At 69.3% G+C, this 18,309-nt stretch carries 14 protein-coding genes; 9 read left to right on the forward strand and 5 right to left on the reverse strand.

Going from position 1 to position 18,309, the window contains the following annotated elements:
- Position 1: 1 nt before the first annotated feature.
- Positions 2-931: a DNA-3-methyladenine glycosylase family protein gene (locus tag AC3ERS_RS29540; protein ID WP_431971454.1), complete on the reverse strand. Its 930-nt coding sequence runs from the start codon at positions 929-931 to the stop codon at positions 2-4.
- A 335-nt stretch (positions 932-1,266) separates the two neighbouring features.
- On the reverse strand, positions 1,267-4,107 hold the full coding sequence (locus AC3ERS_RS29545) for an FAD-binding and (Fe-S)-binding domain-containing protein (RefSeq protein ID WP_431971396.1): 2,841 nt from the start codon (positions 4,105-4,107) through the stop codon (positions 1,267-1,269).
- Between the two features lie 323 nt (positions 4,108-4,430).
- Here AC3ERS_RS29545 and AC3ERS_RS29550 point away from each other — a divergent pair, with 323 nt between their 5' ends.
- Together AC3ERS_RS29550 and AC3ERS_RS29555 are read left to right on the forward strand one after the other, a co-directional pair.
- On the forward strand, positions 4,431-6,311 hold the full coding sequence (locus AC3ERS_RS29550; protein ID WP_431971397.1) for an ABC transporter ATP-binding protein: 1,881 nt from the start codon (positions 4,431-4,433) through the stop codon (positions 6,309-6,311).
- Between the two features lie 332 nt (positions 6,312-6,643).
- Complete coding sequence (locus tag AC3ERS_RS29555) at positions 6,644-7,138, forward strand: hypothetical protein (RefSeq protein WP_431971398.1); 495 nt, start codon at positions 6,644-6,646, stop codon at positions 7,136-7,138.
- A 54-nt stretch (positions 7,139-7,192) separates the two neighbouring features.
- On the opposite strand, the gene AC3ERS_RS29560 is transcribed toward AC3ERS_RS29555, so the two are convergent.
- On the reverse strand, positions 7,193-8,188 hold the full coding sequence (locus AC3ERS_RS29560) for an oxidoreductase (RefSeq protein WP_431971400.1): 996 nt from the start codon (positions 8,186-8,188) through the stop codon (positions 7,193-7,195).
- Between the two features lie 108 nt (positions 8,189-8,296).
- Entirely contained in the window at positions 8,297-9,364 is a 1,068-nt protein-coding gene (locus AC3ERS_RS29565) for a DNA polymerase IV (protein ID WP_431971402.1), read from the reverse strand.
- Between the two features lie 94 nt (positions 9,365-9,458).
- Between AC3ERS_RS29565 and AC3ERS_RS29570 the strand changes: the two genes are divergently transcribed.
- Positions 9,459-10,040 carry a TetR/AcrR family transcriptional regulator gene (locus AC3ERS_RS29570; RefSeq protein WP_431971403.1) on the forward strand — a complete coding sequence of 194 codons (582 nt, stop codon included), beginning with the start codon at positions 9,459-9,461 and terminating at the stop codon, positions 10,038-10,040.
- A complete protein-coding gene (locus AC3ERS_RS29575; protein ID WP_431971404.1) occupies positions 10,037-10,480 on the forward strand; it encodes a PaaI family thioesterase in 444 nt (147 codons plus the stop codon). Before AC3ERS_RS29570 ends, AC3ERS_RS29575 begins: the two co-directional genes overlap by 4 nt.
- A 66-nt stretch (positions 10,481-10,546) precedes the next feature.
- On the opposite strand, the gene lon is transcribed toward AC3ERS_RS29575, so the two are convergent.
- Complete coding sequence (gene lon / locus AC3ERS_RS29580; RefSeq protein WP_431971455.1) at positions 10,547-12,922, reverse strand: endopeptidase La; 2,376 nt, start codon at positions 12,920-12,922, stop codon at positions 10,547-10,549.
- 268 nt (positions 12,923-13,190) lie between these two features.
- On the opposite strand from lon, the gene AC3ERS_RS29585 reads away from it, so the two are divergent.
- The 5 genes from AC3ERS_RS29585 to AC3ERS_RS29605 all read left to right on the forward strand — a co-directional run bounded on the left by AC3ERS_RS29585 (position 13,191) and on the right by AC3ERS_RS29605 (position 18,299).
- Positions 13,191-14,546, forward strand: coding sequence for a DUF445 domain-containing protein (locus AC3ERS_RS29585; RefSeq protein WP_431971405.1), 1,356 nt, complete (start codon positions 13,191-13,193; stop codon positions 14,544-14,546).
- A gap of 110 nt (positions 14,547-14,656) precedes the next feature.
- On the forward strand, positions 14,657-15,448 hold the full coding sequence (locus AC3ERS_RS29590; RefSeq protein WP_431971406.1) for a TIGR03084 family metal-binding protein: 792 nt from the start codon (positions 14,657-14,659) through the stop codon (positions 15,446-15,448).
- A 358-nt stretch (positions 15,449-15,806) separates the two neighbouring features.
- Entirely contained in the window at positions 15,807-16,472 is a 666-nt protein-coding gene (locus AC3ERS_RS29595; RefSeq protein WP_431971407.1) for a hypothetical protein, read from the forward strand.
- Positions 16,473-16,526: 54 nt separating this feature from the next.
- Positions 16,527-17,705 carry an L-2-hydroxyglutarate oxidase gene (gene lhgO / locus AC3ERS_RS29600; protein ID WP_431971408.1) on the forward strand — a complete coding sequence of 393 codons (1,179 nt, stop codon included), beginning with the start codon at positions 16,527-16,529 and terminating at the stop codon, positions 17,703-17,705.
- Positions 17,706-17,798: 93 nt separating this feature from the next.
- On the forward strand, positions 17,799-18,299 hold the full coding sequence (locus AC3ERS_RS29605) for an SRPBCC family protein (protein ID WP_431971409.1): 501 nt from the start codon (positions 17,799-17,801) through the stop codon (positions 18,297-18,299).
- Positions 18,300-18,309 lie beyond the last annotated feature (10 nt).

The following is an 18,309-nucleotide window of genomic DNA, read 5'->3' on the forward strand; positions in this document are numbered from 1 at the left end:
GTCAGTGCCAGGTGTGATCGGTGAGCGGGGTGCGGGGGCCGAATTTCGGCTTGTACGCCAAGCCGCTGATCTCCAGCAGACGGACGGCCCGATAGCGATGCGGGCGAAGGGGTTCGAGGTACTCGACCATCGCCTCGTCGTCGATCGGGCGGCCGAGCAAGGTCCAGCCGACGACGGCGGCCAAGTGGTAGTCGCCGACCGAGAGGGCGTCGGCGTCGCCGTAGGCCCGCTGGGCGGTCTCGGCGGCCGTCCAGATACCGATGCCGGGCACCGAACACAGCCGGCGCGCTGCCTCGGCCGGATCCTGGTCGGTGGTGCGCTCCAGCGATTCCGCGAGCCGGGCCGCGCGCACGATGGTCTGCGCGCGCTGGGGTCCGACGTTCGCGCGATGGAAGGTCCAGGACGGGATGCGCCGCCAGGTTTCGGCGTCCGGTGGCAGGCGCAGTCCCTCCGGAGCGGGTCCCGGCGCGGGTTCGCCGAACTGACGCACCAGCTTTCGCCAGGAGGCGCGCGCCGAGATCGTGTGCACCTTCTGCTCGAGCACGGAGGGCACCAGTGATTCGAGAACCAAGCCGGTACGCAGCATGCGCAGACCGGGGAAGCGGCGGTGCGCCTCGACCACCTTGGGGTGTTCGGGCGCGAAATCGGACAGGTCCTCGTCGAGGCAGAGCATGTGCTCGAGCCGGTCGAGGAATTCGGCCGCGCCGGGCCCCCACGCCTGTCCGCGCACCGAACACCGGTCGTCCTGGACGAGCCGGTAGGTGACCGGGCCGCTCGGCATCCGCGAGGCGTGCCAGTGCGCGCCATCGGCGGTCACCTGATGACAGGGGTCGCCCACACCGTGGCGCAGCGGCGCGATGGTGTGCGCGAGATCGATCGGCCGGTCGGACCGCACCGTTCGAGCCAGGCCGGACCGCGCGGCCGTCGCCATCTGTTCGCGCACGGACCCATTGTCCGGGAGTCCCGTGCGGCGACCGCACCCGGCCGGTCGTTTTGCGGAGGGTTGGCTCGGGCGCGCGGATACGGCGCCGGTATTTCGTAACGTGATGAATTGACGTCGCGATATTCGTTCGATCGGCAAACAGCTGGCAGTCGACACAATGGAGGATTGAATGATCACCAACGCGCTCAACTGGCTGCTCAATGCGTGGGGCAGTGTCTTCGCGGGTAGCTCCGGTTACCAGATACCCCCTGGCATGCTGCCCTTCGGTAGCTGAGGCACGCTCGCGCACTCGCCGCGAACATTCTGCGGCGAGTGCGGAATCCTCACTCTCCCACGAGGAATTGCGCCAGATGTCGACCGGGTCGTCCGGCCAGCTGAGTGCTCTGGGTGCGGCAGGAGAATCCGTCGGCGACGAATATCGCGTCTTCGGCAGCGGCACGTAACGCGGGAAGCAATCCATTACCGGCCACCGCGACCGAAATGTCGTAATGGCCTTTCTGCATTCCGAAGTTTCCGGCCATGCCGCAGCATCCGGCGACCTCCGTCACTTTCGCGCCGGTGCGGGTCAACACCCGGCGATCCGCGTCGAAACCGAGCACCGCATGCTGATGGCAGTGCGGCTGGACCACCACCTCGGCGTCGGGCCGCCGGGGTGGATGCCAGTCCGGGTGTCCGATCAGGAACTCGGCGAGCGTGCGGACCGCCGCGGCGGTGGGCGCCGCGCGGGGATCGTCGGCGAGCAGTTCGGGAAGGTCGGCGCGCAGGACCGCGGTGCACGAAGGCTCGAGACCGACGACGATGCCGCCCGCGCGGACGTGCTCGTCCAACTCGGCGAGGGTGGCGCGGAGTTTGGCGCGCGCACCGTCCAGTTGTCCGGTGCTGATCCAGGTCAGGCCGCAGCACAGCCGTCGCCGGGGGATGCGCACGCGATGACCGAGCGATTCGATCAGGGTGACGGCCGCCTCCGCGATCTCGGGATCGAAGGCGTCCGTGAAGGTGTCGAGCCAGAGCAGTACATCGGCGCGCTCATGAGACGGTGGTCCTGCGACCTGGGCTTCGCCCGGTGCGGCCGTTCGTAATTCGGAAGACGACGGAGCTCGCAGCGCCCGCGCCCTTTCGGTGCGGCGGAAGGGACGGTCGGCCAGCCGAGGTATGTCTCGGCGGGGGTCGATGCCCGCCGCGCGCAGGCCCGTCCGGCGCAACCAGCCGACACCGGCGATCGCGTTGGCGGCGCGGGGTATTCGGCTCGCGGGGCGGAGCCAGCGGGGCAACCAGCCGAGCGCGTAGTGGTCGCGCGGGCGCGGTCGGCGGCGATAGCGGCGGTACAGCGCCTCGGCCTTGTAGGTCGACATGTCGACGCCCGCCGGGCAGTCGGAGCGGCAGGCCTTGCACGAGAGGCACAGGTCGAGCGACTCCGCGACGGCGGGCGCGGACCAGGGCAGCGCACCGCGCACCACTTCTTGCAGGACGCGGGCGCGACCGCGGGTGCTGTCCTTCTCGTCGGCGGTGGCCAGGTACGAGGGGCACATGAAGCCGCCCGCGGCGGAGCTGTCGGCGCGACACTTGCCGACGCCGACGCAGCGATGCACCGCGGTGCCGATGTCGCCGTCGTCCTGCGGGAAGGCGAAGCCGCCCGCGGCGGGAACCCGCGGCAGACCCGCGACGCGCAGGTCGGCGTCGACCGGGCGCGGCTCGACCAGCACGCCGGGATTGAGCACGGCATCGGGATCGAACAGCGCCTTGTATCCGCCGAACGCCGCGAGCGCTTCGGGGGAGTACATCACCGAGAGCAGTTCGGAGCGGGCCCGCCCGTCGCCGTGCTCGCCGGACAGCGAACCGCCGTAGCGCACCACGAGTTCGGCGGCGTCGAACAGGAACGCCCGGAACCGTTGCGGCGCTTCGGTGATCGGCAGGTCGAGGCGGACGTGGATGCAGCCGTCGCCGAGGTGGCCGTAGAGCAGGCCGTCCACACCGTGCTGCGCGGTGAGCTCGGCGAAATCGCGCAGGTAAGCGCCGAGGTGTTCGGGCGGGACGGCGGAGTCCTCCCAGCCGGGCCATGCCGGTCGGCCGTCGGCGGTGCGTCCGGCCAGACCGGCGCCGTCGGCGCGGATCCGCCAGAGCGCCGCGACCGCCGCGGCGTCGGTGACGATGCGGGTGTCCAGCGCGTGCGTCGTCCGGCACAGCCGCTCGGCCATCGCGAGCGCCTCCGCCGCGCTCGCGCCCGTGGTCTCCACGAACAGCCAGCCGCCGCCGCGCGGGAGTTCGGGCACGGCGCCGCGATGCGCCCGCACCACGTCGACGAGGCGGGAGTCGATGCCCTCGACCGCGATCGGCGCGCACGCCATGACCGCGGCGACGTCGTCCGCGGCCGTGGCGATGTCCGGGTAGCCGAGCACCGTGAGCACGGTGGCGTGCGGCAGTTCGACCAGCTGGACCTCCGCGTCCAACAGCAGCCCGCAGGTGCCCTCGCTGCCGACGAACGACTTGGCGACGGCCGAACCGCGTTCCGGCAGCAGATGTTCCAGGCCGAAGCCGGAGGCTTGCCGGTCGAAACGACCCAGATCGGTGCGCAATACCGCGAGGTTGGACCTGGTGAATTCGGCCAGCCCCGGCACCGCGGCCGGGTCGTTCGCGAGGACGCGCTCGGTTCCGGTTCCGTCCAGGATGCGCAGCTCGCGCACGGTGTCGGAGGTGCGGCCCCACGCGACGGCGCGCGGCCCGCAGGCGTTGTTGCCGATCATGCCGCCGAGGGTGCAGCGGTTCTGCGTCGAGGGATCGGGGCCGAGCCGCAGCCCGTGCGGGCGGGCCGCGCTCTGCAATGCGGACAGCACGACGCCCGGCTGCACCCTGGCGGTTCGCCGGTCCGGGTCGATGCGCACGATCCGATTCAGATGCCTGCTGAAGTCGAGCACGAGGCCGGATCCGATCGCGTTGCCCGCCACCGACGTTCCCGCGCCGCGCGCGGTGACCGGCAGGCCGTGTTCGCGAGCGAAGCCGAGGGTTTCCGCGACATCGGAGTCCGATCGGGGGAACACCACCGCGGTGGGCAGCACGCGATAGTTCGACGCGTCGGTGGCGTATTCCGCGCGCCGCCGCGGGGACGCGTCCACCTCGCCGTCGATTCGCCCGCGCAGCGTTGTCGCCATCCGCTCCTCGGTCACCATGTCAGCCTAGGCGTACCTGCGCCTTCGCTCCGGCCACGCGCAGGCCAGGGGCAGGACTTCGCCCGGCAGCGCCTCCTGTGCGGACCTCCCGCCCTCGCTCCGGCCGTTCGCGGGTCGAAACGGGACTCGCCCGACAACTCCCGCTGTGGTGCGGGGCGAGCTCGGCCGACCGCGCGCGCCTCGGGAAGCCGCCCGGCCGGTGGCGGTTCGTTCTCCGAACGCGGAATTCGCGGCGACGCGGGAATCGACTTGCCCTCAACCTTTGTTGAGGTCCTAATGTCGGTGGCCAGCAGTTGGATGGCGGGGGTCGAGAGGGAGCGATCGTGAGTATCGAATCGGTGGCGTGGAGCCAGATGTATCGGCGGATGAACGCGCCCGACGAGCAGCGTCCGTTCAGTCTCGCCACCGCGAAGCGGATTCTCCGATTCGCCGCGCCACATCGGCGGCGGATCGGGGTGTTCCTGGCGTTCAGCGTGATCTCCGCGCTGCTCGCGGTGGCGACGCCGGTGCTGGCGGGTCGTGTGGTGAACGACATCGTCGGCGGAGCCGCGCCACGCGTGGTGGCGACGGTCGCGGCAGTTATCGGCGTGCTCGCGGTGCTCGACTCTGCGCTCGGGCTCGGCATCCGCTGGCTGTCGTCGCGGATCGGTGAGGGCCTGATCCTCGATCTGCGCAGCGCGGTGTTCGACCACGTGCAGCGGATGCCGATCGCGTTCTTCACCAGGACCAGGACCGGCGCACTGGTGAGCCGGCTGAACAACGACGTGATCGGCGCGCAGCGCGCGTTCAGCGACACGCTGTCCGGCGTCGTCGCGAACCTGGTCACGCTGGCCTTGACGCTGGGCGTGATGCTCGGCATCTCGTGGCGGATCACGCTGCTGGCGCTGGTGCTGCTTCCGGTGTTCGTGATCCCGGCGCGGCGGATGGGCAACCGGCTCGCCGGACTCCAGCGGGAGGCGGCGCGGCTGAACGCGGCCATGAGCACGCAGATGACCGAGCGGTTCTCCGCGCCGGGCGCCACCCTGGTGAAGCTGTTCGGCCGTCCCGAACAGGAATCCGACGAGTTCGCGCTGCGGGCCCGGCGGGTGCGCGACATCGGTGTGCGCACCGCGATGCTGCAAACGGTGTTCGTCACCTCGCTGACGCTGGTCTCGGCCCTCGCGGTCGCGCTGGTCTACGGACTCGGCGGCTGGTACGCGCTGCGCGGGCAGCTGGACGCGGGCGCGGTCGTCGCGCTCTCGCTGCTGCTGACCAGGCTGTACACGCCGCTGACGGCGCTGGCCAGCGCCCGGATGGAGATCATGTCCGCGCTGGTGAGCTTCGAGCGCGTCTTCGAGGTGCTGGATCTGCGCCCGCTGATCGAGGACGCGCCCGACGCGATCGCGGTCCCGGACGGCCCGGTCGCGGTGGAACTGGACGATGTGACCTTCGCGTACCCGTCGGCGGACAAGGTGTCGCTGGCGTCGCTGGAAGAGGTCGCGACGCTGGACACCAGGGGCGGGGTGGACGTGCTGCACAATGTGTCGCTGCGCGCCGAACCCGGGCAGCTGGTCGCGTTGGTCGGCTCCTCCGGAGCAGGCAAATCGACCATCGCCCAGCTGGTTTCGCGCCTGTACGACGTGGACGGCGGGGCGGTGCGACTGAACGGCGCCGACGTGCGGCAGATCGGCGCGCGCTCGCTGCACGAGACGGTCGGCCTGGTCACCCAGGACGGGCACCTGTTCCACGACACGATCCGGGCGAACCTGCTGCTGGCCCGCCCGGAGGCGACCGAGGCCGAGCTGTGGGACGCGCTGCGGCGGGCCCGCCTGCACGATCTGATCGCCGGGCTGCCGGACGGCCTGGACACCGTGGTCGGCGAGCGCGGTTACCGCCTCTCCGGCGGGGAACGCCAGCGGCTCACCATCGCCAGGCTGCTGCTCAAGCAGCCGCGCGTGGTGATCCTGGACGAGGCGACCGCGTCGCTGGACTCGACCTCGGAAGCCGCCGTGCAGGAAGCGCTTTCGGAAGCGCTGGAGGGCCGCACCGCACTGGTCATCGCGCACCGCCTGTCCACGATCCGCGCCGCCGACCAGATCCTGGTGCTGGAGGACGGCCGCGTCGTGGAACGCGGCACCCACACCCAGCTCCTGGCCGCCGAAGGGCGCTACGCCGAGTTGTACCGCACCCAGTTCGCGGACGAGCCGGTCACCATCGCGGCGTGAGCGAATTGCGCGAAAGGCCGCGTCGCGCAACGTCGACGCGGCCTTGTCCCGATGCACCTCGCACCGAAACGCCAACCAAATGCAGTGCGCGTGAGACCTGCATGAGCAATCATTGACCTGATCGAATCGTCGGAGCGCGGAAGGGACAGTGACGTGGAGCAAGCCACGGTGTATCGCTGGAACATCCGCAACGGCACCGGCGTGTTGGTTCGACCGGACGGTCCGCCCGCGTGGTTTCACTTGTCCAGTGTCGTGGAGGGGGACATACACGCCCTGCGAGAGGGTGACCGGGTCGACGTCGAAATCGAAGACGTTCCGCAGGGGGAATACGAATGCAGGGCGGTATCCGTGCGCAGGCACGCCTCGTAGTCACTGTCACTGCCGCGCTCGCGGCGATCCTCACGGTTCTGCTCGCCTTGGCACCCAAGGCAACCGGGCAACCTGCCGGTGAGTACCACTATCACCCGCATGACACTCGCTACCGCTACGACGGAGAGCACGGCAGTTTCACCGGCGACGTGATCTACGCCAGCCAAAACGCCGACGGCGGAAACAGGCTGATCTGGTCGCTGCGGCTCTCACCCTCGGTGCAGGCGATCGTGCAAGGACCGATGACATGCGGAGCCATCGTCGAAGGCAAACGCGGGTACAGCGACTCGCACGCCGGCATTCCCGCCGACTACTGGTGGCATTCGGTCGTCACCGACCTTCGTCTCGACACGACGTATCGCCTGGTCGCGAACTGCAACTTCACCGCAGCGAACGGACACACGACCGCGCCCGGAAACGTCCGGTACACCGTCGAATTCACGCTGCACTCGACATAGCGCGGTGCTGGGCCGCGTCGGGGTGTCCTCGACGCGGCCTTTCGGCTGTTCAGCTCAGAATTCGCCCGCGACGCCCAGGACCGTACGGCCGGAGTGCTTTCCGCTCTTGATGTCGGCGAGCACGGCCGCCGCCTCGGTGATCGGGGCGTAGCTTTCCAGGGTCGAAAGATGCTGGGGGCGAAGCTCGTTGCCCAGACGCGACCAGAGTCCGCGGCGCTTCTCGATCGGCATGTTGACCGAGTCGACGCCGAGCAGCGCGACGCCGCGCAGGATGAACGGCATGACCGTGGTGGGCAGGTCGTGGCCGCCGGTGAGGCCGCTCGCCGCGACCGCGCCGCCGTAGCCGATGCAGCTGAGCACGTAGGCCAGCGATTTGCCGCCGACGCTGTCGACCGCGCCCGCCCATTGCGCCTTGGCCAGCGGGCGCAGCTTCGCCTCGGGATCCTCCGGCAGGCGGCCGATCACCTCGTTGGCCCCGAGTTCGGAGAGCAGATCGCCCGCGTCTTTCTTGCCCGTGGACGCGATGACCTCGAAGCCGAGGCCGGACAGGATGTCCACGGCCACGGTGCCGACACCGCCGGTCGCACCGGTCACCAGGATCGCGCCGTCGTCGGGGGTGAGACCGCGGTCGAGCAGGGCCTGCACGCTCATCGCCGCGGTGAAACCGGCGGTGCCCAGGGCCGCGGCGTCGCGGGTGTTCAGCTCGTCCAGCTTCACCACCCACTCGTCCGGCACCTTGGCGTATTCGGCGAAGCCGCCGTGGTGTGAGACGCCGATCCCGTAGCCGTGCGCGACGACCTGATCACCCGGCGCGAAATCGTCGGACTCGGAGGCGACGACCTCGCCGGTGATATCGATGCCGGGCACGATCGGATAGTTGCGGACCACACCGCCGCCCGGCGTGATGGCGAGTCCGTCCTTGAAGTTGGCGCTCGAGTAATGCACCTTGATCGTGACGGTGCCCTGGCCGAGGAATTCCTCGTCGACCTGCTGCCGCGTCAACACGATCCCGCTGTCCGATTCGTGTGCCACCATCGCCCAGAACTCCATGCGGTCGAGCATACGAGGATCGGTGCCCGCTCGCGGCGCTCCGGCACTGCGCCGCACGTCGACCCGCGTGCGCTCGGTGTGAGAAAGAGTTGCTTCAGACGGCTGCGACTACTCCTCCGGCACGAACTCCAACCGCACGCCGAGCAGGCGCACCGGACGGTCGAGATCGAAGCGGTCGATGATGCGGAGGGCCGTCTCGGTGAGGGTGGCGACGTCGGCGGTCGGCTCCGGGAGTTTGGCCTGTTTGCTGCGCGTGTAGAAGGTCTTGGTCCGCACGGTGACGGAGACGCGGATGCTGATCCGGCCTGCCTCGGCCATTTCCTCGGCGACCTCGGTGGCGATCCGCGCCACCTGCGCGCGGATCTCGGCGGGGTCGGTGAGATCGTGTGGGAAAGTCTCGGATTTGCTGCGGCCCACCGGGATTCGCGGTTCGGTTGTCACTTCGGTGTCGCCCTTGCCGTGGCCGAGCACCCAGAGGTAGGGGCCCGTCGTGGGGCCGAACGCGTCGGCGAGCCGGTGCCGGTCGGCTGCCATCAGGTCGGCGACGGTGTGGATGTCGAGTTCGGCGAGGCGAGCGGCGATGCGGCTGCCGATGCCCCACAGCGCGTCGGTGGGGCGGTGCGCCATCACCTCGGTCCAGTTGGCGGCCGTCAGCCGGAACATGCCCGCCGCCGCGCCGGCGCCGGGCGCATCGGAGGATTTGCCCGCCGACTTGGCGAAACCGGTCGCGAGCTTGGCGGTGAGCTTGTTGTCGCCGATGCCGATCGAGCAGCTCAGGTCCAATTCCGCGATGGCGCCCCGGATTTCGCGGGCGAGCAGTTCGGGATCGTCGGTGTCGGCGGCCAGGAACGCCTCGTCCCAGCCCCACACCTCGATCCGGCCGGGGAAGGTGCGCAGCAGCGCCATGACCTCCTCGGAGGCTTCTTCGTAGGCGGCCATGTCGAGCGGCAGGAAGACGCCCTCCGGGCATTTCCGCAGTGCGCTGCGCAGCGCCATGCCCGCGCGGACGCCGTAGGCGCGGGCGGGGTACGACGCGCAGGTCACCACCTTGCGCGGTTCGTTCGGGTCGCCGTGGCCGCCGACGATGACCGGCTTGCCGCGCAGTTCCGGGTGGCGACGGAACTCCACCGCCGCCTGGAACTGGTCGAGATCGACGTGCAACAGCCACCTGGCCACCTCTCCGTCATACCGCACGGGTATGACAACCAGGCGCGATCAGGTGAACCTGCTCATCGTTGCGCCGTCGGAAAAACAGAACTAAATTCTGGATATGAAGATCCGAGATCGGTTGCTGCTGGCGGCCGAGCGCCAGTTCGCCGACCAAGGGGTGCTGGACGCGACGCTCGCGCAGATCCGCGAGGCGGCGGGCGCGAGCGTCGGCGCGCTCTACCACCACTTTCCGGACAAGGCGGATCTGTACCGGCAGGTGTGGGCGCACGCGCTGACCGACTACCAACAGCACTTCTGGGTGGTGGTCGGTCAGAGCACCGACGCGCGCGAGGGCATTACCGGGGGAGTGCGGGAACACCTGCGCTGGGTGACCGAAAACCAGCACCGGGCAAAGGTTCTCACCTCGGCCCGGCCGCCCGGCGTCCGCGAGAGCGAAAGCAACCGCACCTTCATGATCGACATCGCCCGCTGGTACCGCACCCACGCGGCGTACGGCGCGGTGCGTTCGCTGGATCTGGATCTCGTCTACGCACTGTGGCTCGGCCCCGCGCAGGAGTATTCGCGGCAGTGGCTGGGCGGTGACATCCGCACCGCGCCGACGGAGGTCGGCGCGGAACTGGCCGAGGCGGCCTGGCTGGCCCTCGACGCCGGATCGATACCGAAAAGAATGGAGCGGCAATGACCGTCGGCACATCGGCACTCGATTTCCACCAGGCCCAACAGGTACTGGCCGCGCAACCTTTCGCGGTGCTGGTCGGCACCGAGCTCACCCGATTCGGCGACGGCGCGGCCACTCTCGTCATCCCGATCCGACCGGAGCTGGGCCAGCAGTTCGGCTTCGTGCACGGTGGGGTGCTCGCCTACGCCGCCGACAACGCCCTCACCTTCGCGGCCGGCACGGTGCTCGGCGCGAACGTGCTGACCGGCGGGTTCACCATCACCTATCTGCGCCCGGCCGCCGGAGTTCGGTTGCGCGCGGAGGCGGCGGTGACGGGGTCCACGCGGCGGCAGGCGGTGGTGCGGTGCGAGATCTACGCGGAGTCGGAGACGGGGGAGTCGGTGCTGTGCGCGGTGGCGCAGGGGACAACGCGCAGTGTCGAGCGTGAGCTCGGGGGCTCGTGATCGGCGATCACCACCGAAAACGAAGGGGCCGGGCACGGTTTCCCGCACCCGGCCCCGAAACCGAACTCACGCAGTAGCGGCGAACGCCGGTCGCTTCAGCGTCTCCTCCACCACCGGCTCGATGGCGTAGGCCAAGATCTCCGCCACGTCGGCGACCGGGCGCACATCCAGCGCCGCAAGCACTTCGGCGGGGACCTCGTCCAGGTCCGGCTCGTTGCGAGCGGGAATGAACACGGTCTTCAGTCCGGCGCGCTGGGCGGCGAGCAGCTTCTGCTTGACGCCGCCGATCGGCAGGACCCGCCCGTTCAGGGTGACCTCACCGGTCATGCCGACATCCGAGCGCACCTGGCGGCCGAGCGCCAGCGACACCAAGGCGGTGACCATGGTGACGCCCGCGGACGGACCGTCCTTGGGCACCGCGCCCGCCGGGAAGTGGATGTGGATATTGCGGTCCAGCACCGACGGTTCGATGCCGATTTCCTCCAGGTGCGAGCGCACGTAGGTCAGCGCGATCTGCGCCGATTCCTTCATGACGTCGCCCAGCTGGCCGGTCAGAGTCAGCGAGCGCTCGCCCTCGGCGGCGTTGGCCTCGATGTAGAGGACATCGCCGCCTGCGCCGGTCACGGCCAAGCCGGTCGCCACACCGGGGACCGCGGTGCGCTCCACCGAGTCCGGGGTGAAGCGGGGACGGCCGAGGTAATCCTTCAGGTCGCCGAGACCGACGGTCAGGCGGCCGGAAGAGATTGTCGGCGAGGCGGTTTCGGGCACGTCGTAGCCGAGCTCCGGGTCGTAGCCGAGACCGATGTCGGACACCGCAGCGCCGGAACCGATTTCACCCTCCGAGAGCCGAGTCGCCGCCTTGCGCAACGCCTTCGCGATCAGGCGCTCCATCTGCCGCACGCCGGCTTCCCTGGTGTAGTTCGCCGCGATCTCGCGCAGCGCCTCCTCGGTGATGGTCACCTCGTCGGCGGTCAGCGCGTTGCGTTCCAGCTGCCTCGGCACCAGGAAGTCGCGGGCGATGGCGACCTTGTCGGCCTCGGTGTAGCCGTCCACGGTGATCAGTTCCATGCGGTCCAGCAGCGGGCCGGGGATGGTCTCCATGACATTGGCCGTCGCGATGAACAGCACGTCGGACAGGTCGAGATCCAGATCCAGGTAGTGATCGCGGAACGTGTGGTTCTGCGCCGGATCCAGCACCTCGAGCAGGGCCGCCGCCGGGTCGCCGCGGAAGTCGGAGCCGACCTTGTCGATCTCGTCGAGCAGCACGACCGGGTTCATCGAGCCCGCCTCCTTCATGGCGCGCACGATGCGGCCGGGCAGCGCGCCGACGTAGGTGCGGCGGTGCCCGCGGATCTCGGCCTCGTCGCGTACGCCGCCCAAGGCGACCCGAACGAACTTGCGCCCCAACGCCCGTGCCACGGACTCACCCAGCGAGGTCTTCCCGACGCCGGGCGGACCGACCAGCACCAGCACCGCACCGGACCCGCGTCCGCCGACGACCTCCAGCCCGCGCTGAGCGCGCCGGGCCCGGACCGCCAGGTACTCGACCATGCGGTCCTTGACCTCGTCCAAGCCGTGGTGGTCGGCGTCCAGCACCGCGCGGGCGGCCGCGACATCGGTGGAGTCGGTGGTCTTCTCGTTCCACGGCAGCTCGAGCACGGTGTCCAGCCAGGTCCGGATCCACCCGGATTCCGGGCTCTGATCGCTGGCCCGCTCCAGCCTGCCGACCTCGCGCAGCGCCGCCTCGCGGACGGACTCGGGCAGGTCGGCCTGCTCCACGCGGGTGCGGTAGTCGTCGGCGCCATCGGGCTCGTCCTCGCCGAGTTCCTTGCGAATGGCGTTGAGCTGCTGGCGAAGCAGGAATTCGCGCTGGGTCTTCTCCACGTTCTCGCGGACCTCGTCACTGATCTTCTCGGTGACCTCGGCCTCGGCGATGTGCGCCTTGGTCCACTCGATCAGTCGGGTCAATCGTTGCACCGTGTCGGGAGTCTCGAGCAGTTCGCGCTTCTGGTCCGCGGACAGGTACGGCGCGTAGCCCGCGGTGTCGGCGATCGCCGACGGGTCGGTCAGCTGGTTGACCGCGTCGATGATCTGCCACGCCTCGCGGCGCTGCAACACCGAGACGACCAGCTTCTTGTACTCGGCGGCCAGCTCCTTGGTGCGGCCGTCCGGGGTAGGAGTCTCGACCGGCTCGGCCTCGACCCACAGCGCGGCGCCCGGTCCGGTGACGCCGTGACCGATCTTGGCTCGGCGCTCCGCCTTCAGTACCGCCGCGGGCGCTCCACCACGCATCCGGCCGACCTGTTCGATGGTCGCGACGACGCCGTAAGTGGCGTAGCCCTCGGTCAGTCGCGGCGCGAGCAGGACCGCCTCTTTCTTCCCGGCGCGCGCGGCGTCGATCGCGGCCTGCGCCGATTCGTCCAGTTCGATGGGCACGACCATGCCCGGCAGCACGATCGGATCGGTCAGGAACAGCACCGGCAGATTCTGAGGTGTAGTCACGTGTTCGACCCTTCCAAAAGTTGAGCGATGCCTACTCAACCCCACCCATTCCGGGTTTGTTCCACCCTTTCCGGACGTTCGCTCAGGGCGAAGGCACGATCGAAGGCCGTGGCCGTCTGTGACAGTGCCCGCTCTCGCGTTGACACCCTCGCGAGCGCAATGAGAATGTGGGTGCCTCTACAGCTCACGGCACTAAGGGGAACGCAGGATGAACACTCTCGCATCCGGGGTGTTCATCGACTGGGAAGAGCTCACCGGCCAGACGAAGTTCGTGGTCGACCTGGTCACTTTCCCGATCTTCAGCGCCCTCGCGGGCTGGCTGACCAACTGGACCGGCGTGCTGATGCTCTTCTGGCCGGTACAGTTCCGCGGATTCCGGGTGCCGGGGCTGCAGGTGCTGTACCCGTACCTGCCGCGACGGGTGCAGGTGCTGCCGACCTTCTCCGAGGACGGGCGCAGGCTCGGCTTCCAGGGCTTCATCCCGGCGCGGGCGGAGAAGATGGCCAGCATCTGTGTCGACAAGGCGCTGATGCGGATCGGCAGTCCCAGGGACTTCATTCACGAAATCGACCTCGACGGCATCGCCGACTACATCGCCGAGCTGGCACGCACGCAGGTGCGGCCGCTCGTGGACGAGGTGATGTACCGGGAGAACCCGGACCTGTGGCGCTCGGTGCCTCGGCAGATGAGACAGGTCATCTACCAGCGGGTCGACCGGCAGCTGCCGAAACTGTGCCGCCGAGGCTTCGACTCGCTCGGCGACAACATCGATCAGCTCATCGACATCAAGAGCTTCGTCATCCGCTACCTGCGCGAGAACCCTTACATCCTGAAGGATCTCACCACCACGATCGCGGCCCCCGAGCTGAAGTTCATGGTCCGCGTCGGCCTGCTCGGTGCGCCGTTCGGCCTGCTGATGGCGCTGTATCTGCATGTGCACGACCGCATTCCGGTGCTCGGCTGGGTGCCCGCCTGGGTGATCGTCCTGCTCAGCGCGGCCGCGATCGGCGTGATCGTGAACGTCATCGCGGTGAAGATGGTCTTCGAGCCCGGCGAGCCGCAGCCGCGCTACAAGTACCTGTGGCGCCAGGCGCTGCTGGCCAAGCGTCAGTCGCAAGCCGCCACCGACCTCGCGCGCATCCTGGCCTACCAGGTGCTCACGCTGCCCAACCTCTCCGCGGAACTGCTGGAGGGACCGAACGGCGACAAGACACGGCAGCTGATCGAGCGCCTGATCTCCGAGGAGATCCACCGTCAGCTCGGGCCGACGCATTCGATGGTGCGCGCCGCGTTCGGCAAGCGGCAGTTCGACAACCTGACGGTCGGCGCGGCCGGGGCCGCGGTGGGGTTGGCGCCGAGCATGGTCGAGGACGAGGAGTTCGCGCGCGAGCAGGCGAAGAAGATCGACGAGTTCGCCGCGCGCAAGCTCCAGCAGCTGAGCCCGGGCGAGTTCATGGAGATGTTCTACGCCTCGGTGGAGCAGGACGCCTGGCTGCTGTACCTGCACGGCGCGCTGCTCGGGTTGGTCGTCGGCGCGGCCCACCTGGTGCTTTTCGGGTGGTGACGGGGCGCCGATAAATACAAGCACGCATGCTTGCATTTTTTCGGCGGCGCTGCGATGCTGGGTCCCACCTGGCACACGCGGCGGTGTGCCCGCGATCGGCAAGGGAACTCATGGCTGACCTCGAAGCGCTGCTCGGCGATTTCGCCGGCGAATGCGCGGACCTGGAATCACTGGTCGCCCCGCTGGCCCCGCAGGACTGGGCGCGGCCGACGCCCGCCCCCGGCTGGAGCATCGCCCACCAGATCGGACACCTGACCTGGACCGACGAGATCGCCACCGTCTCGGCGTCGGACGCCGAGGAGTTCGCGAAGCAGGTCGCAGCGGCCGCGCCGAGGGCGCTGACCTTCGTCGACGAGGCGGCCGAGGAAGCCGCCGCCGCGCCGCCCGCCGACCTGCTCGAGCGCTGGCGCGCCGGGCGCAAGACGCTGGTCGAGGCGCTACGCGCGGCGCCGGCGGGCACCAAGCTGCCCTGGTTCGGCCCGCCCATGAGTCCCGCCTCGATGATCACCGCCCGGCTCATGGAGACCTGGGCGCACGGACAGGATGTGGCCGACGCGCTCGGCGTGACTCGCGAGCCGACCGCTCGGCTGCGCAGCGTCGCCCACCTCGGCGTGCGGACCAGGAACTTCGCCTACTCGGTGCGCGGCAAGGCGGCGCCCGCCGAGGAATTCCGTGTCGAGCTCACCGCGCCCGACGGCACGGTCTGGACCTGGGGGCCGGAGGACGCCGCGCAGCGGGTGACCGGACCCGCGCTGGACTTCTGCCTGCTGGTCACCCAGCGCCGCCACCTCGATGACCTGGCGGTGCGTGCCATCGGCGCGGATGCGGAGGAGTGGTTGACGATCGCCCAGGCCTTCGCCGGACCGACCGGGGAGGGACGGGCGGCGGGACAGTTCGCCTGAGCCGATCCCCCCGAACGGCGAGCAGCCCGGCCGGACAACGTCCGACCGGGCTTCACCCGACCCGATTCGAAAAACTCGGGAGCGGGCGAGCGCCAGACTTGGGTGCGCCGTTCGCGTCGACGGCCGGACGACGTTGGCCGGGTGTCTAAGAGTGGCAGTCGAGAATGACGCTCGCCAGCTATCCGCTTTTTACCCGCTCTTCAACCGGCGGAAACATCCGTAGCCCGGTCTATTGTGATCCTGCTCGCACGGATGCGGTGCCCGATCGGGCGGCGTCGTAACCTGGACATGCGTTCGGCTTTCAACGATGCGGGCCGACGACGCGAGGGGAGTCGGGGCGGAGGGAAAGGAACGCATCGTGACGGCACACAATCCTGCTCAGATCGTGCGTCATACCGCGATCGTGTTGGCCGGCGCGGCCAGTCTCAGCCTGACTTTCGTTGCCGGCGCGTACATCGTGAACCAGATGGCCGATCCCCAGCGCGCGGGCACGGTGCAGGCCGCACCGCTGTCGCCCGCACCCGTCGTCGAACCCTTCACGCCGCACCCCGGCCCCCGGACCGCCGTCACCGTGCTGAACAGCGAGACTCACGCGCTGTCGCCGATCTACCAAGCCGCCGTGTTCCCCGCCAGAACGGCTGTGCCGCAATCTGATCCGGCCGCCGCTCTGTCGCGACCCGCCGGGCTCGGCGGTCGATTGGGCCTCGGCACCGCCTATGTCGGCGCGCAGGTCGCCCCGGTCCGCACCAACACCGTCGCGTTCACCGTCGACACCAACGCCTTCTCGGCGCTCACCGGCCTCGTGCTGTCCGAACCCGTGCGCGACCACCTCGGCATCCACCTCGACCCGGCCGGAATCACCCAGCTCCGCACCGAATTCGACACCCGCACCGGCGAGCTCTCCCTCGTCTTCTCCGACGCCAACCTCGGCGAACACACAATCCAACTCCAGCGCCACCCAACCCCCTCCACCCCGGACGCCCCCACCGGCCACGACGACCCCCACCCCACCACCACCATCTGAGATCTCCCCTGGGAGGTGGCGCGCAGCGCGGCGGCAGGGAAGTACTGTCGGGGCGTGTACGACTTTTGCGTGATCGGGGGCGGGATCGTCGGGGTGGCGACGGCTCGGCGGCTGGTGGAGCGGTATCCGGGGGCTCGGCTGGTATTGGTGGAGAAGGCCGCGGGGCTGGGGGTGCATCAGACGGGGCACAACAGCGGGGTGATTCACTCCGGGATCTATTACGAGCCGGGGAGCCTGAAGGCGGAGCTGTGCAGGCGGGGTGCGCAGTGGACGAAGGATTTCGCTGCGGCGCAAGGGATTCCGTACGACGTATGCGGAAAGCTGCTGGTGGCCACCGATGCCGCGGAGTACGAGCGGATGCTGGCGCTGTACGAGCGCTCGATCACCAACGGGGTGCAGGTCGAGCTGCTCGACGCAGCCGAGCTGGTCCGGCGCGAGCCGCGGATCACCGGCGTCGGCGCGCTGTTCGTGCCGGGTACCGGCATCGTCGACTACCGGAAGATCACCGCGGCGCTGGCCGAGCAGGTGCGCGCGGCGGGCGGTGAGATCGTGCTCGGCGCCGAGATCACCGCGATCGAGGAGACCGATGCGGCGGTGACGGTCTCCGGCCCGGCCGGCGCGTGGACGGCGCGCACCCTCGTGGCCTGCGCCGGTCTGCAAGCCGATCGGATGGCGCGGCTGGCGGGCCTGCCGATCGACTTTCGCATCGTCCCGTTCCGCGGCGAGTACTACCAGCTGCCGCCGGAGCGCGCCGGACTGGTGCGGACGCTGATCTATCCGGTGCCCGACCCGAACCTGCCGTTCCTCGGCGTGCACCTGAGCCCGACCATCGACGGCGAACTCACCGTCGGCCCGAACGCGGTGCTCGGCCTAGCGCGCGAGGGCTACCGCAAAGGCAGCGTCGATCTGCGCGACGCCACAGAGATCGTCGGGTTTCCCGGCATGCACCGGGTGGCCCGCGCGCACGTCAGGACGGGGCTGCGCGAACTGCGCAATTCCCTGTTCAAGCGCGGGTACCTGGCCGAATGTCGCCGCTATTGCCCGGAACTCACCGCGGCCGACCTGCGGCCGCGCCCTGCGGGCATCCGCGCCCAGGCCGTGCTGCGCGACGGCACCCTGGTGCACGACTTCATGATCGAACGCACCGCGCGCTCGGTGCACGTCCTCAACGCGCCGTCGCCCGCGGCGACTTCGGCCATGCCGATCGCGGAGTACATCGTCGATCGGATCTGATTCCACCAAGCAACCGCCCGGTCATGAATCTGGAAAGCCCTCTCACCCACATTGCCGGCAATCTCTCGAATAAAGAGGAGAGTTGTAGTACTTTTGTCCGCAGCCGTGGATCAGGGAGGGCCTATGGGCCACATCAAGTACGCGAGTGACGTCGGGGCTCCGGTAGAAGTAGCGTTCACCTACACAGACAACCACCAGTTCGTACCCGACTGGATGTTCGGCGTCGCTTCCTTCGAACCGACCGGCGAGGTGGACCAAGGTCTCGGCGCACTCTTCGCCACGGCGGCGAGGCTCGGCCCGTGGCATCCCACGATCTCCTGCGAGATCACCGAATATCGCCGCAACGTGGTGATCGGGTATACGCTGCGTGGGCGGTTGTCGGGAACCCTGACGCTGCGCTTCGACCCGCTCGGGTATGGACGGTCGGTGCTGACTTCCGAAGCGGAGTACGCTGCACCTCGCGGCTTCCTCGGCCGCATGTGCGCACGCTTGGTCGACAGTGCCGTGCGATCGGCGCTACGTCGTACCGAGTCTCGATTGCGAAGGGAGATAGAGGAATTCCACGGTACCGATCTTGTCGGTCGGATTGCGTAGGGTGCCAGCC

It is taken from the genome of Nocardia sp. bgisy134 (assembly GCF_057708325.1).

Excerpts from the sequence above, each read along its gene's own strand:
- AC3ERS_RS29540 (WP_431971454.1), bottom strand. The coding sequence starts at position 931 with ATGGCGACGGCCGCGCGGTCCGGCCTGGCTCGAACGGTGCGGTCCGAC.
- AC3ERS_RS29545 (WP_431971396.1), bottom strand. The coding sequence starts at position 4,107 with ATGGTGACCGAGGAGCGGATGGCGACAACGCTGCGCGGGCGAATCGAC.
- AC3ERS_RS29555 (WP_431971398.1), top strand. The coding sequence starts at position 6,644 with ATGCAGGGCGGTATCCGTGCGCAGGCACGCCTCGTAGTCACTGTCACT.
- AC3ERS_RS29560 (WP_431971400.1), bottom strand. The coding sequence starts at position 8,188 with ATGGAGTTCTGGGCGATGGTGGCACACGAATCGGACAGCGGGATCGTG.
- AC3ERS_RS29570 (WP_431971403.1), top strand. The coding sequence starts at position 9,459 with ATGAAGATCCGAGATCGGTTGCTGCTGGCGGCCGAGCGCCAGTTCGCC.
- AC3ERS_RS29575 (WP_431971404.1), top strand. The coding sequence starts at position 10,037 with ATGACCGTCGGCACATCGGCACTCGATTTCCACCAGGCCCAACAGGTA.
- lon (WP_431971455.1), bottom strand. The coding sequence starts at position 12,922 with ATGGTCGTGCCCATCGAACTGGACGAATCGGCGCAGGCCGCGATCGAC.
- AC3ERS_RS29585 (WP_431971405.1), top strand. The coding sequence starts at position 13,191 with ATGAACACTCTCGCATCCGGGGTGTTCATCGACTGGGAAGAGCTCACC.
- AC3ERS_RS29590 (WP_431971406.1), top strand. The coding sequence starts at position 14,657 with ATGGCTGACCTCGAAGCGCTGCTCGGCGATTTCGCCGGCGAATGCGCG.